The 13,479-nt window shown below is 66.1% G+C and carries 13 protein-coding genes; 11 read left to right on the top strand and 2 right to left on the bottom strand.

The annotated features are described in order from the left end of the window. Positions 1 to 131: 131 nt before the first annotated feature. The 11 genes from V5F68_RS07270 (at position 132) to V5F68_RS07220 (ending at position 11,444) form a co-directional block, all read left to right on the top strand. Positions 132 to 1,211, top strand: coding sequence for a 4-hydroxythreonine-4-phosphate dehydrogenase PdxA (locus V5F68_RS07270; protein WP_394013977.1), 1,080 nt, complete (start codon positions 132 to 134; stop codon positions 1,209 to 1,211). A gap of 40 nt (positions 1,212 to 1,251) precedes the next feature. Further along, positions 1,252 to 2,145, top strand: coding sequence for an amidohydrolase family protein (locus tag V5F68_RS07265; protein WP_394013976.1), 894 nt, complete (start codon positions 1,252 to 1,254; stop codon positions 2,143 to 2,145). A gap of 43 nt (positions 2,146 to 2,188) precedes the next feature. After that, positions 2,189 to 3,037: an NAD(P)-binding domain-containing protein gene (locus V5F68_RS07260; protein ID WP_509274673.1), complete on the top strand. Its 849-nt coding sequence runs from the start codon at positions 2,189 to 2,191 to the stop codon at positions 3,035 to 3,037. A gap of 26 nt (positions 3,038 to 3,063) precedes the next feature. Then, positions 3,064 to 3,999 carry an NAD(P)-dependent oxidoreductase gene (locus tag V5F68_RS07255; protein ID WP_394013974.1) on the top strand — a complete coding sequence of 312 codons (936 nt, stop codon included), beginning with the start codon at positions 3,064 to 3,066 and terminating at the stop codon, positions 3,997 to 3,999. Positions 4,000 to 4,049: 50 nt separating this feature from the next. Continuing rightward, positions 4,050 to 5,354 carry a histidinol dehydrogenase gene (gene hisD / locus V5F68_RS07250; RefSeq protein WP_394013973.1) on the top strand — a complete coding sequence of 435 codons (1,305 nt, stop codon included), beginning with the start codon at positions 4,050 to 4,052 and terminating at the stop codon, positions 5,352 to 5,354. Positions 5,355 to 5,363: 9 nt separating this feature from the next. Beyond that, positions 5,364 to 6,146 (top strand): SDR family NAD(P)-dependent oxidoreductase, encoded by a 783-nt coding sequence (locus tag V5F68_RS07245; RefSeq protein WP_394013972.1) that lies wholly within the window; start codon positions 5,364 to 5,366, stop codon positions 6,144 to 6,146. A gap of 29 nt (positions 6,147 to 6,175) precedes the next feature. Continuing rightward, positions 6,176 to 6,922 (top strand): SDR family NAD(P)-dependent oxidoreductase, encoded by a 747-nt coding sequence (locus tag V5F68_RS07240; RefSeq protein ID WP_394013971.1) that lies wholly within the window; start codon positions 6,176 to 6,178, stop codon positions 6,920 to 6,922. A gap of 82 nt (positions 6,923 to 7,004) precedes the next feature. Next, complete coding sequence (locus V5F68_RS07235; protein WP_394013970.1) at positions 7,005 to 8,054, top strand: ABC transporter ATP-binding protein; 1,050 nt, start codon at positions 7,005 to 7,007, stop codon at positions 8,052 to 8,054. 65 nt (positions 8,055 to 8,119) lie between these two features. Next, positions 8,120 to 9,472 carry an ABC transporter substrate-binding protein gene (locus V5F68_RS07230; protein ID WP_394013969.1) on the top strand — a complete coding sequence of 451 codons (1,353 nt, stop codon included), beginning with the start codon at positions 8,120 to 8,122 and terminating at the stop codon, positions 9,470 to 9,472. 149 nt (positions 9,473 to 9,621) lie between these two features. Then, positions 9,622 to 10,515: a carbohydrate ABC transporter permease gene (locus V5F68_RS07225; RefSeq protein ID WP_394014000.1), complete on the top strand. Its 894-nt coding sequence runs from the start codon at positions 9,622 to 9,624 to the stop codon at positions 10,513 to 10,515. A gap of 20 nt (positions 10,516 to 10,535) precedes the next feature. Next, complete coding sequence (locus V5F68_RS07220) at positions 10,536 to 11,444, top strand: carbohydrate ABC transporter permease (RefSeq protein WP_394013968.1); 909 nt, start codon at positions 10,536 to 10,538, stop codon at positions 11,442 to 11,444. Between the two features lie 91 nt (positions 11,445 to 11,535). Here V5F68_RS07220 and V5F68_RS07215 read toward each other — a convergent pair whose 3' ends face one another. Both V5F68_RS07215 and V5F68_RS07210 read right to left on the bottom strand, forming a co-directional pair. Then, positions 11,536 to 12,432, bottom strand: coding sequence for an alpha/beta hydrolase (locus V5F68_RS07215; protein ID WP_394013967.1), 897 nt, complete (start codon positions 12,430 to 12,432; stop codon positions 11,536 to 11,538). A 7-nt stretch (positions 12,433 to 12,439) separates the two neighbouring features. After that, positions 12,440 to 13,432, bottom strand: a complete 993-nt coding sequence (locus tag V5F68_RS07210) for an ABC transporter substrate-binding protein (protein ID WP_394013966.1) — start codon at positions 13,430 to 13,432, stop codon at positions 12,440 to 12,442. Between the last annotated feature and the right edge of the window lie 47 nt (positions 13,433 to 13,479).

Raw genomic sequence — 13,479 nt, 5'->3', positions numbered from 1 at the left:
GCAAACTCGAAGTTGTTCTCTCTCGTGTCTAGCGCAAAAAAAAATGCTTGCAAGCGGCTGCCCACTGCGTGCAGAACACTGTATGCACTTTGAGAGGGCGGCGACAGATCGCCCCTTGGGAGGAGCCAAGCATGGGATTTTCGACCGCCTTCAGCGGGCCGGATCGGTGCGTCATGGGTCTCGCCATGGGCGATCCGGGCGGCATCGGCGCGGAACTCGCCGCCAAAATGCTCGCCGACCCTGCCATCAGCGATGCAATGCAGCTGGTCGTCCTCGGCAACCGGGGGCTGCTGGATGCGGGCGCAGCCACCTGCGGCGTGACGCTCGATCTCTCTTCCCTGCCGCTCCAAAATCTCAGCCGCAAGGCGATCGCCGCCGCGGGCGGCCACGTGATGGTCGAGGTGGGCCGCGAAGCCGATTTGAGCCATCTGCCGGCCGGTGAGCCCACCCGGGAGGGCGGCGCCTTCGCGCTGGAGAATTTCCGCGCCGGCATCCGCCTCGCCGACGCGGGCGTGTTGGACGCGTTGTGCTTCACGCCCTTCAACAAATACGCGATGCGCCTCGCCTATCCGACGTACCAGGACGAGATCGTCTTCATTTCGGAGATCCTCGGCTCGGGCACCGGAGTCGCCGAATTCAACGTGGCCGACATCTGGACCGGGCGCGTCACCTCCCACGTGCCGCTCTCGCAGGTCGCCCCGCTCATCACCCGCGAGGCGGTGCTGGGGCGGCTGGTGATGACCGATCGCATCATGCGCGCCGGCGGCGTCGCCCATCCGAAGATCGCGGTTGCGGGACTCAATCCCCACGCCGGCGACAACGGCAATTTCGGCCATGAGGAAATCGAGGTGATCGCGCCAGCGGTCGCCGAGGGACGCGTGCGCGGGATCGACTGCGACGGCCCCTTCTCGCCGGACACGGTGTTCGTCCGCGCCAGCCGTGGCGACTTCAATTCCGTGCTGACCATGTATCACGACCAGGGTCAGATCGCGATGAAGCTCATGAGCTTCGAGAAGGGCGTGGTGCTGTTCGGTGGCTTTGCCTTTCCCATCTGCACGCCCGCCCACGGCACCGCTTATGACATCGCCGGCCACGGCAAGGCGCATCCCGGCGCGATGCGCGCGACGCTCCTACTGGCCGCAAGTCTCGCGTCCGACAGGGTCCCCACCCCTGCCCCCGCCTTGAAATCAACCGCCGCCCTCTCCGCCTGAGCGGAACCCGAGCGAAGAAAAAATAAGGGAGATTGCAGTCGTGGATTCTTTCCCGATGGTCGACGCGCATGTCCATTTCTGGGACCCCACCACCCAGAATTACCCCTGGCTGTGCGAGAAGCCGCTCATCCCGTTCCGCTACGGCGATTATTCCGCCATCTGCCGCAAATATTATCCCGAAGACTATAAGAAGGACGCCAAGGGCCACCAGGTGGTGAAGACCGTCTATATCGAGGCGGAATGGGACCCCACAGACCCCATCGGAGAGATGGAATTCATCTCCGAGATGCGCAAGCAGACCGGCTGGCCCAACGTCGCCGTCGGGCAGGCCTGGATGGATCAGCCCAATGTCGCCGAGGTGCTGGAGCGCCTGGCGGCCTTCCCCTTCGTGCGCGGCGTGCGCCACAAGCCCGTGGGCAGCAAGACGCCCGGCACCTCGGTGCAGAGCACCATGATGGACCCGGTGTGGCGGAAGGGCTTCGCGCACCTGAAGCCGAATGGCCTGCGGTTCGACCTGCAGACCCATTGGTGGCACCTGGACGATGCCGCGGACCTCGCGCGCGCGTTTCCCGACACGCAGATCATCCTGCTGCATTCCGGCCTGCCGGCGGATCGCAGCGAGAACGGCATCACCGGCTGGAAGGCCGCCATGCGCGCCTTCGCCAAGTGCCCGAACGTGGCGGTGAAGATTTCCGGCATCGGCCTGCCCGGCATTCCCTGGACGGTGGACAATAACCGCGACATCGTTCTTTCCATCATCGATTTCTTCGGCGTGGACCGCTGCATGTTCGGCAGCAATTTCCCGGTCGACAGCGTCTGCGGCGATCTCGATACGATCTTCAGCGGCTACAAGACCATCACCTCCGGCTTCTCGCTGGAGGAGCGCACCAAGCTGTTCCATGATAACGCGATCCGCTTCTATGCCATCGACTAGGCTCACATTCGCCTATATCGGCGTGGGCCTGATGGGAGGCCCCATGGCCGCGCGTCTCGTCGCCCGCGGGCACGAGGTGCATGCCTATGACGTCAGCGCCGACCGCCTGGCCGAGGCCGTGGCTGCGGGTGCCCGGCCCGCGCTCGATCCCGCCGATGCCGTGGCGGGCGCGAATGCGGTGCTGCTCAACCTGCCGACCCCGGCGGCGGTGGAGCAGGCGGTGTTCGGACCGGACGGCGTCGCGCAGGTGATGCGGCCGCCGCAGGTGCTGGTGGATTTCTCCACCATCGAGGTGGAGCGCTGCCGCGCCTTCGCCGCGCGCCTTGCCGCGCAGACGGGCTGCGCCTGGATCGACGCACCGGTCTCCGGCGGCCCGCCCGCCTCCGCGGAGGGAAAGCTTGCCGTGATGGCCGGCGGCCCGAAGGACGAGATCGAGCGTCTCGCGCCGCTGTTCGCGGATATTTCCTCCGCCTTCACCCATGTGGGGCCCACCGGCGCCGGGCTGACCGCCAAGATGGTCAGCCAGTTGATGGTCTCCTGCCTCTATGTGGTGCTGGCCGAGGGCGCCAAGCTCGCGGAACAGGCCGGCATCGACGTGGCGCGTGTTCCCGCCTGCGTCAGCGGCGGGCATGCGGACGGGGAATTGCTGCGCCAGATCTTCCCGCGCTTCGCCGAACGCGACTTCCGCCCGCGCGCCTATACGCGCCAGCTCGTCAAGGACATGCACATGGTGAAGGAGCTGGCGGACGCCGCCGGCGCGCCGACCCCCATGATGGACGAGGCCCTGCGCCTCTACGACCGCTATGTCGCCCTCGGCGGCAGCGAGCGGGACACCTCCGCCATTCTCGAACTCTACGACCACGATGCGCAGCCGCGCCACGCTCAGCCGTGACGCCAGGCCCAGCGAAGGAACCTGCGATGTCTTCCAGCACCTCGAACGTCCCGCAAACCTACGGTTTCGTCGGCCTCGGCGCCATGGGCGCGGCCATGGTGGAGCGCGCGCGCGGCAAGGGCCTCGCCGTCCATGTCTATGACCTCAACCAGGCCGCCGTCGACCGCGCCGTCGCGCTCGGCGCCACCGCCGGCAAGAGCCCCCGCGCGGTCGCCGATGCCGCCGAGATCGTGTTCTCGTCCCTGCCCACTCCGGCCATCGTGGAGCACGTCGCGCTGGGCGAGAGCGGGCTCTGCGAGGGCAGCGCCATGCGGCACTATGTGGACATGTCCACCATCGGCCCGACCATGATCCGCCACGTGGCGGAGGTGCTGGGCAAGAACGGCGTCGCCACCCTCGACGCGCCGGTGAGCGGCGGGCCGATCGGCGTGGTGAACGGCACGCTGGCGGTGATGACCGCCGGCCCGAAGGCGACGGTGGAGAAGGCCCGCCCCTTCTTCGACAGCTTCGCCCGCATGGTGGTGGAGATCAGCACCGAGGTCGGCCAGGCGCAGACGGTGAAGCTCGCGAACAACATCCTCACCGCCACCAACATGATCGCGGTGGGCGAGGCGATGGCGTTCGCGGAAAAGGGCGGCATCGACCCCGCGCTGCTGTTCCAGGTGATCAATGCCGGCTCCGGGCGCTCGTGGGTCTCGGAAGTCGCCTATCCGAATTTCGTGGTGCCGCGCACCTACAACCAGAACTTCCGCACCGAGCTGATGCACAAGGACGTGGTGCTGTGCCTGGAAGAGGCGGACCGCGCCGGCGTGCCCATGTGGCTCGGCTCATCGGTACGCCAGATGTGGCAGTTCTTCATGAGCCAGGGCATGGGCAAGGACGATTGCTCGCGCATCTCCACGGTGATCGAGGATTGGGCCGGCGTCGAGCCCACCCCGCCCAAGAGCCGCGACGCGGCCTGAGCCGCAGCCCTCACAGCCAACAGGCCACCGGAAGGTGGCGGGAGCAGACCATGCGGATACTCAAGGAAGGGCGCCAGAGCGCCGACAAGGCAGCCGATCAGGCCAAGGTGCGCGCCGTGGTGGAAGGCATTCTCGCCGATATCGAGGCGCGCGGCGACGATGCGGTGCGCGACCTCTCGGTGAAGTTCGACGGCTGGGACCGGGCCGATTATCGCCTCACGGACCGCGAGATCCGCGACTGCCTCGCCGAGCTTTCGGCACGCGATATCGAGGACATCAAGTTCGCCCAGGAGCAGGTGCGCAATTTCGCCCAGCACCAGAGGGACGCGCTCCGCGACATCGAGGTGGAAACGCTGCCGGGCGTGGTGCTCGGCCATAAGAACATCCCGGTGAATTCGGTCGGCTGCTACGTGCCGGGCGGCAAATATCCGCTGCTCGCCTCCGCCCATATGTCGGTGGTCACGGCGAAGGTGGCGGGCGTGCCCAATATCGTCACCTGCGCCCCGCCGTTCCACGGCAAGCCGGCACCCGCCATCGTCGCCGCCCAGCATCTCGCGGGCGCGGATGTGATCTATTGCTTCGGCGGCGTGCAGGCGGTCGGCGCCATGGCCATCGGCACGCAGACCATTTCCCCGGTGGACATGCTGGTGGGTCCCGGCAACGCCTATGTGGCCGAAGCCAAGCGCCAGTTGTTCGGCCGCGTCGGCATCGACCTGTTCGCCGGCCCCACCGAGACCCTCGTGATCGCCGACGAGAGCGTGGACGCGGAAATGTGCGCCACCGACCTGCTCGGCCAGGCGGAGCACGGGCCCAACTCCCCGGCCATCCTGCTCACCAATTCGGAGAAGCTGGCGCGCGAGACCATGGCCGAGGTGGAGCGCCTGCTGACCATCCTGCCCACGGGCGAGATTGCCGCGAAATCCTGGGCCGATTATGGCGCGGTGATCGTCTGCGACGATTACGAGGAAATGGTCCGCGAGGCCGACCGCATCGCCTCCGAGCATGTGCAGGTGATGACCCGCGACCCGGATTATTTCCTGAACAACATGCGCAATTACGGCGCCCTGTTCCTCGGCCCGCGCACCAATGTGGCGTTCGGCGACAAGGTGATCGGCACCAACCACACCCTGCCGACGCTGGGAGCTGCCCGCTACACCGGCGGGCTTTGGGTCGGTAAGTTCATCAAGACCGTCACCTACCAGCGCGTCACCACCGACGCCGCCTCGGCGATGATCGGCGAATATTGCTCGCGCCTCTGCATGCTGGAGGGCTTTGCCGGCCATGCCGAGCAGGCCAACATCCGCGTGCGGCGGTATGGCGGGCGGAACATCCCCTATGCCACGGCCGCGGAATAGGGGTTAGCCATGAACACGACCGACCACCACACGGGCGGATACGTCCCCGCCTTCGACCTCACGGGCAAGCGCGCGCTGATCTCCGGCGCGGGACGCGGCATCGGCCTCGCCTCGGCCCGCACGCTCGCAGCCATGGGCGCCCATGTCACCCTCGCCGCCCGCTCGGGCGATGAGATCGGCGCAGCGGCGGATGAAATCATCCGCGAGGGCGGTTCCGCCGATACGCTGTGCATGGACGTGAGCGCCGTCGAGACCATTCCGGCGGCACTGGAGGGGCGCGCGCCCTACGACATCCTGGTGAACAACGCCGGCACCAACCGCACCAAGCCGTTCCTCGACGTGCCGGTGGAGGATTTCGACGTCATCATGGGTCTCAACGTCCGCGCCGCCTATTTCGTGGCGCAGGCGGTGGCGCGCGGCATGGCCGCCGCCGGGCGCGGCGGCTCGATCATCAACATGTCCTCGCAGATGGGCCATGTGGGCGCGGCCACCCGCACCGTCTATTGCGCCTCCAAATGGGCCATGGAGGGCATGACCAAGGCCATGGCGGTGGACCTCGCGCCCTATGGCATCCGCGTCAACACATTGGGTCCCACCTTCATCGAAACGCCCCTCTCGGGAAATTTCCTGAGCAATCCCGCGTTCCGCGCCGAGGTGCTGAGCAAGATCAAGCTCGGCCGCATCGGCAAGGTGGAAGACCTGATCGGCGCGGTGGTGTTCCTCGCCTCCGACGCCTCCGCCCTGATGACCGGCTCGTCCCTCGTGATCGACGGCGGCTGGACCGCCGACTGACGGCGCCGCCACCCAACTGGAGTTTGTACATGCTGCTCGAAGGCAAGGTCGCGATCATTACAGGCGCGGCGTCCGAACGCGGGATCGGCCGCGCCACGGCGAAACGGTTCGCCGATGAAGGCGCGCGGGTGGTGATCGTCGATCTCGACGCCATCGCCGCTGAGGCCGCCGCCGCCGGCATCGGCCCCGCGCATCGCGGCTTTGCCTGCGATGTCGCCGACCCCGACCAGTGCCATGCGCTGATCGCCGCCGTGCTGGCCGAATATGGGCAGATCGACGTGGTGGTGAATGCCGCCGGCGTCAGCCAGAGCGACAGCCTGATGGAGATCACGCAGGAGAAGTTCGACCTCGTGATCGACGTCAGCCTGCGCGGCAGCCTCAACATGTGCCAGGCGGCGGTGCCGCACATGCGCGAAAGCGGCGGCAGCATCGTTTGCTTCGGCTCGGTCGCAGCCCAGCGCGGCGGCGGACTATTCGGCGGCCCGCATTACGCCGCTGCCAAGGGCGGGGTGCACAGCCTGACCAAATCCCTAGCGCGTGAACTCGGCAAAGACCGCATCCGCGTCAATGCCGTCTCCCCCGGCACCATCGATACCGACATCTTCCAGGGCAAGATGAGCGCCGAGCGCAAGGCGCAGATCGCCGCCGACATCCCGCTCGGCCGCCTCGGCTCGGCGGACGACGTGGCCTGCGTCTGCCTGTTCCTGGCGTCCGACCTCGCCCGTTTCGTCACCGGCTCCATCCTCGACGTGAACGGCGGGCAGTTCATCCATTGACGCGCCCCGGCCGGCGCATGCGTCGCCGGCCCAACAAGAATTCCGCGCCAACGCGGCTCGCACCAACAGGGAGATAAAGACGATGGCCTCAGTCGAAGTTCGTGACGTCAAGAAGCGGTTCGGCGCCGCCGCGATCATCGACGGGGTGTCGATCGACATCACCGACGGGGAATTCGTCGTGCTGGTCGGCCCGTCCGGATGCGGGAAATCCACCTTGCTGCGCATGATCGCAGGGCTGGAGAGCATCTCCGGTGGCGAGATCCGCATCGCCGAGCGGGTGGTGAACGACGTGCCGCCCAAGCAGCGCGACATCGCCATGGTGTTCCAGAATTACGCGCTCTATCCGCACATGACGGTGCGCGCCAACATGGGCTTCTCGCTCGATTTGCAGCGGGCGCCCAAGGCCAAGATCGAGGAGCGGGTGGATCGCGCGGCGCAGATCCTCGGCCTGTCCCATCTGCTCGACCGCTTTCCGCGCCAGCTCTCCGGCGGCCAGCGCCAGCGCGTGGCCATGGGCCGGGCGATCGTGCGCGATCCGCAATTGTTCCTGTTCGACGAGCCGCTCTCCAACCTCGACGCCAAGCTGCGCGTGACCATGCGCGCCGAGATCAAGGAACTGCACCAGAAGCTCGGCACGACCATGATCTATGTGACCCACGACCAGATCGAGGCCATGACCATGGCCGACAAGATCGTGGTGATGCGCGAGGGCGTGGTGGAGCAGATCGGCGCCCCGCTCGAGCTCTACGACTCCCCGGCGAACCAGTTCGTCGCCGGCTTCATCGGCTCGCCGGCCATGAATTTCCTGGAAGGCACCATCACCCCCGCCGGTTTCTCGCTGGGCGAAGGCATCGTGATGCCACTCCAGACGCGCGCGGTGAAGACCGGGCCGGCGATCTACGGCGTGCGGCCGGAGCATCTGCGCCTCGATCCCGCGGGCGTGCCGGTGGAAGTGGTCGTGGTCGAGCCCACGGGCGCTGAGACCCACGTGGTCGCGCGCGTCGCCGGGCAGGACATCAATTGCGTGCTGCGCGAGCGGCTCGCGATCGCGCCGGGCGACCGGCTGACGGTGGCGCCCGACGCCGGCATCGAACACCTGTTCGATGCCGTCACGGGGGCACGCCTCAACTAGCTGCGCATTCAAAGCTCAAAAACAAAGGATCTCGCTTCCGAAGATCCTGGTGGGAGGAAAGCCTGATGACATTGGACCGTCGAACATTCCTGACCGGGGCCGCCGCCGTCGGCGTGGCCGCGAGCACTGATCTTCTCTCCTTCGCAAAGGCCTGGGCCGCCACCAATTCGTGGAAGCCGGAAGCGGGATCCGAACTGCGGATCACCCGTTGGCGCCGCTATCTGGAAGCCGAGGACAAGGCCTTCATGGCGATCACGGAGGCCTTCACCAAGGCCACCGGCACCAAGATCACGGTGGTTTCCGAAAACTGGGACGACATCCAGCCCAAGGCCTCGGTCGCGGTGAACGTGGGCAGCGGCCCGGACATGTTCTGGGGCCTGTTCTCCCTGCCCCACCTGTTCCCGGACCATGCGGTGGACGTCACCGATGTCGCCGACTATCTGGGCGGCAAATACGGCGGCTGGATCGGCGCCTCGTCGACTTTCGGCCGCAGCGGCGACAAGTGGATCTGCATCCCGGTCGCGGTGAACGGCAATTACATCAACTACCGCATCTCGGCGGTGAAGAAGGCCGGGTTCTCCGAATTCCCGACCACCAACGCCGCCTTCCTCGAACTGTGCAAGGCGATGAAGGCGAACAATACGCCCGCCGGCATGCCGCTCGGCCGCGCCACCGCGGACGCCAACGCATGGCTGCACTGGGCGCTCTGGAGCCACAACGCCTCGCTGGTGGACGAGAAGGGCAAGGTCATCATCGACGCGCCCGAAACCGCGGACGCGCTGCGCTATGTGAAGGCGCTCTACGACACCTTCCTGCCCGGCACCGCCTCCTGGCTGGATCCCACCAACAACGCGGCGTTCGCGGCCGGCGAATGCTATCTCACCAACAACGGCTGCTCGATCTACCAGAACGCCCTGGCGCAATCGAAGGTGCCGGAAGGCGCGGACGCGGGGGCCAAGGAGCAGGCCGCCAAGATGGCGGCGCTCGCCGCCGACATGGACCACGCCGTCTATCCCATCGGGGTTGCCGGTAAGCCCACCGAGCTGCAGCTCGCCTTCCCGCTGGTGGCCTTCAAATACACCAAGTATCCGCAGGCCTGTAAGGCGTTCATGGCGTTCCTGATGGAAGCCAACCAGATGAACCCGTGGCTGGAAAGCTCGCGCGGCTACCTGACTCAGACGCTGAACGCCTACGATTCCAACCCGGTCTGGACCTCCGACCCGAAGATCAAGATCTTCCGCGAGGCCACCGCCCGCAGCCTGTGGCCCGGCTTCCGGGGCGCGCTCGACCGCCGCGCGGCGGCGGCGCTGGCGGACTTCATCATCGTCGACATGTTCGCCTCCGTGGCAACCGGCCGGTCGAACGAGAAGGAAGCCATGGCGAACGCCGCCCGATCGGCCCAGCGCATCTATCGCTGAGCCGGCACGACCTTCGCTGGCCGCCCGACGCTTCCCGCGCCGGGCGGCCCACGACGCCCGCTGAACAGCGCAGAGATTTCGGGATGAGCCTCATCATGAACGCCCAAGTGGCCACCAAGCCGGAAACGCCCGTCCGCCGCTCGCGGTGGATGGCGCTGAGCGGAAATCGAAACTTCCAGGCCATCTGGTTCATGCTGCCGGCGGTGGCGTTCTTGATCCTGTTCCTCGCCTATCCGCTCGCCTATGGCGTGTGGCTGAGCTTCACCGACACACGCATGGGGAGCCCGGGCGAGTTCATCGGCATCGGCAATTATATCTGGCTGATCGACGATCCGGTTTTCATCATCGCGGTGATGAACACGCTGATCTTTACCGCCGGCGCGAGCATCTTCAAATTCGTCATCGGTTTCTACCTCGCGATCCTGCTGAACAAGCGGCTGCCGTTCAAGGCGCTGATCCGGGCGGTGGTGCTGCTGCCCTGGATCGTGCCGACCGCGCTCTCGGCCATCGCCTTCTGGTGGATCCTGGACAGCCAGTTCTCGGTCATCTCCTGGTCGCTGAAGTCCCTCGGGCTGATCGACCACAACATCAACTTCCTCGGCGACCGCAATCTTGCACGCGCATCCGTGATCTTCGCCAATGTGTGGCGCGGCATTCCCTTCATCGCCATCACCCTGCTCGCGGGGCTTCAGACGGTTCCGGCCTCGCTCTATGAGGCCGCCACCATCGACGGTGCGTCGAGCTGGCAGATGTTCCGCCGCATCACCTATCCCATGCTCACCCCCATCATCGCCGTCGTGATGACGTTCTCGGTGCTGTTCACCTTCACCGAATTCCAGCTGATCTGGGTGCTGACGCGCGGCGGACCGGCCAATGCCACCGACCTGATGGCGACGCTCTCCTACCAGCGCGCGATTCTCGGCGGCCAGCTGGGCGAAGGATCGGCCATCGCGGTGGCGATGATCCCGTTCCTGCTCGGCGCCATCATGATTTCCTGGTTCGGCCTGCAGCGGCAGAAATGGCAGCAGGGGAACGACCAATGACCCATCCCACGGAGGCCACCATGGCTGACACATCGGCGGCCCGGATCGGGCGCAAGGCGAAATCCGCCCCCGAGGGCGAGGGCATGGACTATCTGGAGACCCTCCCGAAGCGGGTAGTCTATCTGTATGTCCCGCTCACCATCATCCTGTTCGTGCTGCTGTTCCCCTTCTATTGGATGACGCTGACCTCGTTCAAATCGACGGCCGAGCTGACGGATTTTAACACCTTCAACCCGTTCTGGGTGTGGCAGCCCACCTTGCAGCATCTCAAGGACCTGCTGTTCGGCTCGCATTATCCGCGCTGGCTGCTCAACACCATGATGGTCTCGGTGACGGCCACCGCCCTCTCGCTCGCGGCCGCGGTGCTGGCCGCCTACGCGATCACCCGCATCCGCTTCCGCGGGGCGCGCTTCATGGGCGTGATGATCTTCTTCGCCTATCTCGTGCCGCCCTCGGTGCTCTTCATCCCGCTCGCCGTGGTGGTCTCCGCCTACGGCCTGTTCGACAGCCCGCTGGCGCTGATCCTGACCTATCCGACCATCCTGATCCCGTTCTCCACCTGGCTGCTGATCGGCTATTTCAAGACCATTCCCTACGAGTTGGAAGAGTGCGCGCTGATGGACGGCGCCTCGCGCCTGCAGATCCTGCTCCGCATCATCCTGCCGCTGGCGGTGCCGGGGCTGATCTCGGCCGGCATCTTCTGCTTCACCTTGTGCTGGAACGAATTCATCTACGCGCTGGTGTTCATCCAGTCGGAGGCGAACAAGACCGTGCCCATCGCCATCGTCACCGTGTTCACGGACGGCGACAATTATCGCTGGGGTGCTCTGATGTCCGGGGCTCTGGTGGGCTCCCTGCCGATCTGCATCCTCTATTCCTTCTTCGTGAACCACTATGTCTCCTCGCTGGCCGGCGCCGTGAAGGAGTGAGTGCCGGCCGCTGAAGCTTCGACACGAAAAAAGCCGGGGCGCTCGCGCGCTCCGGCTTTTCGTTAAAGAGGGGACTGGTCCGCGCGCCCGTTCAGGCCACGCCCGCGGTAAGGAATTCGTCCACCGCGTTCCAGAGCAGGTGCCGCTTGATGCCCAGCGGGCTCACATGGGCAATGCCCGGCAGGCTGGCGAAGCGCTTGTCGCCCGCGGGAAGCTGGCGGAAAAACTCCAGCAGGTCCTCGATGGTGGCGATGCCGTCGTGCTCACCCCGCACGATCAGGGTGGGCGCGGCGATCTTCTGCGGGTCCACCAGGGGCAGGTTCGTCGTCATGTCGAGATAGGTGCCGGTGGGCACGCTGTCGCCGAGCGCCATCTGCGCTTCGGCGCATGCGGCGATGACGGCCGGATGGGTCGTACCGGGCAGGTCGCGGGTGAAGATGCTCTCGATATAGGCATAGCTGATGGGCCGGCGGTTGCTGGCCCGGAACGAGGCGATGCCTTCCTTGCGCTTGGCGAGCGTGGGCGAACCCTCGCCGGTCCACACGAAGGCATCGAGCACCAGGCGCTGCACCACGTGCGGCGCATTCTGCGCGAACAGGGCCGCTCGCAGAGCGCCGGAGGACATTCCATAGACATAAGCGTGGGGCGAGCCCGTCGCCTGCGCGATCACTTCATGGGCGGCGGCAAGATCCAGCGCGCCCGAGGCGACATCCGAATTGCCGTCGGTGATGGTCGAGCGGCCATAGCCTTCGTGGTCTAGCGTCCACACGTCCCAGCCGCGCCACGCCAGCCAGTCCATGAACGAATAATCCGGTTGTCCCGGCACCTGGAGATCGAAGGAGGGGATGCCGCAGGTGGAGGAGCCGTGCACGAGAATGATCGGCGGGCGACCGTCCGGTGCGGGGTGCGCCAGACGCTTGCGCCACAGGAACAGGGACACCGGGCCCTTTCGGGCCCAGTGCTCCTCGCTTTGGATTTCGGACGTCATTGCAGCCTCAGTTCTTGGGCAGGAAGTCGTTCGTGAAGGTGTTTTCGTAGACGATGGGGGTGGTGCCGGCGGGCTGGAGGAAGTCGTACACCTTCTTCGCGCCCTCCAGGCTCATGCGGCCGTCTGTGCTCCAGATCTGGCGCACGATTTCGTAGGCCTTGTCATTGGTCGCGGAGGACATGTCCGGGAATTCGGCGGCCATGATCGCCTTGCCGCGTGCGGGGTCGAGCAGGATCTTCTGCGCTTCCGCGAACACCGCCACCACCTTGCGCACCGTCTCCGGCCGCTCGCGCAGCATGTCGGGGTGGGTGGCCAGCGTCATGAACACCAGGTCGCGGAACTCGGGGATTTCGCCGTTCATCAGATTGATGAAGATCTTGCCCAGCCCCTCCTGCTCGACCACCGCGCCTGCGGGCTCGAACGGGATGCCCGCATCCACCAGCCGGCCGCGGAACGCGCCCACGTAGGAGGCGGCATCCGTGCCGAGATAGACCAGCTCCACGTCGCCCGGCAGCGCGAGGCCGTAGCGCTTGGCCAGCACGCCGAGCATTTTCTCGCCAGACCCGCCGGCGGACGGCGCACCCACCTTCTTGCCCTTCAGCGCCCGCACCTTCTGCTCGATGGTGGCGTTGGGGTAGGCGTCATAGAAGGCGTTGGTGGCGATGAGATTGTTCAGCGGCCGCGTGGTGACATTGAACACCGAGACGATGTTCTTGCCCTGCGCCGCGGCGGTGAGCACGTGCTCATAGCTCAGCACGCCGAAATCGGCGCTGCGCCCGAGCACCGCCTGGAACACCAGGGCGCCGCCCTTGATGAAGGTGACATCCGCCTTCAGCCCGTGCTTTTCGAACAGGCCCTCGCGCATGGCCACATAGAGCGGGCCGGCATAATAGCCGTGTCCGATATTGGCGATGCGCACGGTTTCCTGCGCGCGCGCGGCGCCTTGCCAAAGAAAGCTGGCGCAAAGCGCGGCCAGCGCCAGTTTCAGGTGCTGTTTCATCTGTTCCTCCCGATGCGCCGGCCCCTTGTTTTTTACGAGGCTCGGCT

The sequence above is a fragment of the Roseixanthobacter pseudopolyaromaticivorans genome, from assembly GCF_043195145.2.
Taxonomy (GTDB): domain Bacteria; phylum Pseudomonadota; class Alphaproteobacteria; order Rhizobiales; family Xanthobacteraceae; genus NCEH01.
This window is presented reverse-complemented; position numbering and strand designations above follow the sequence as displayed.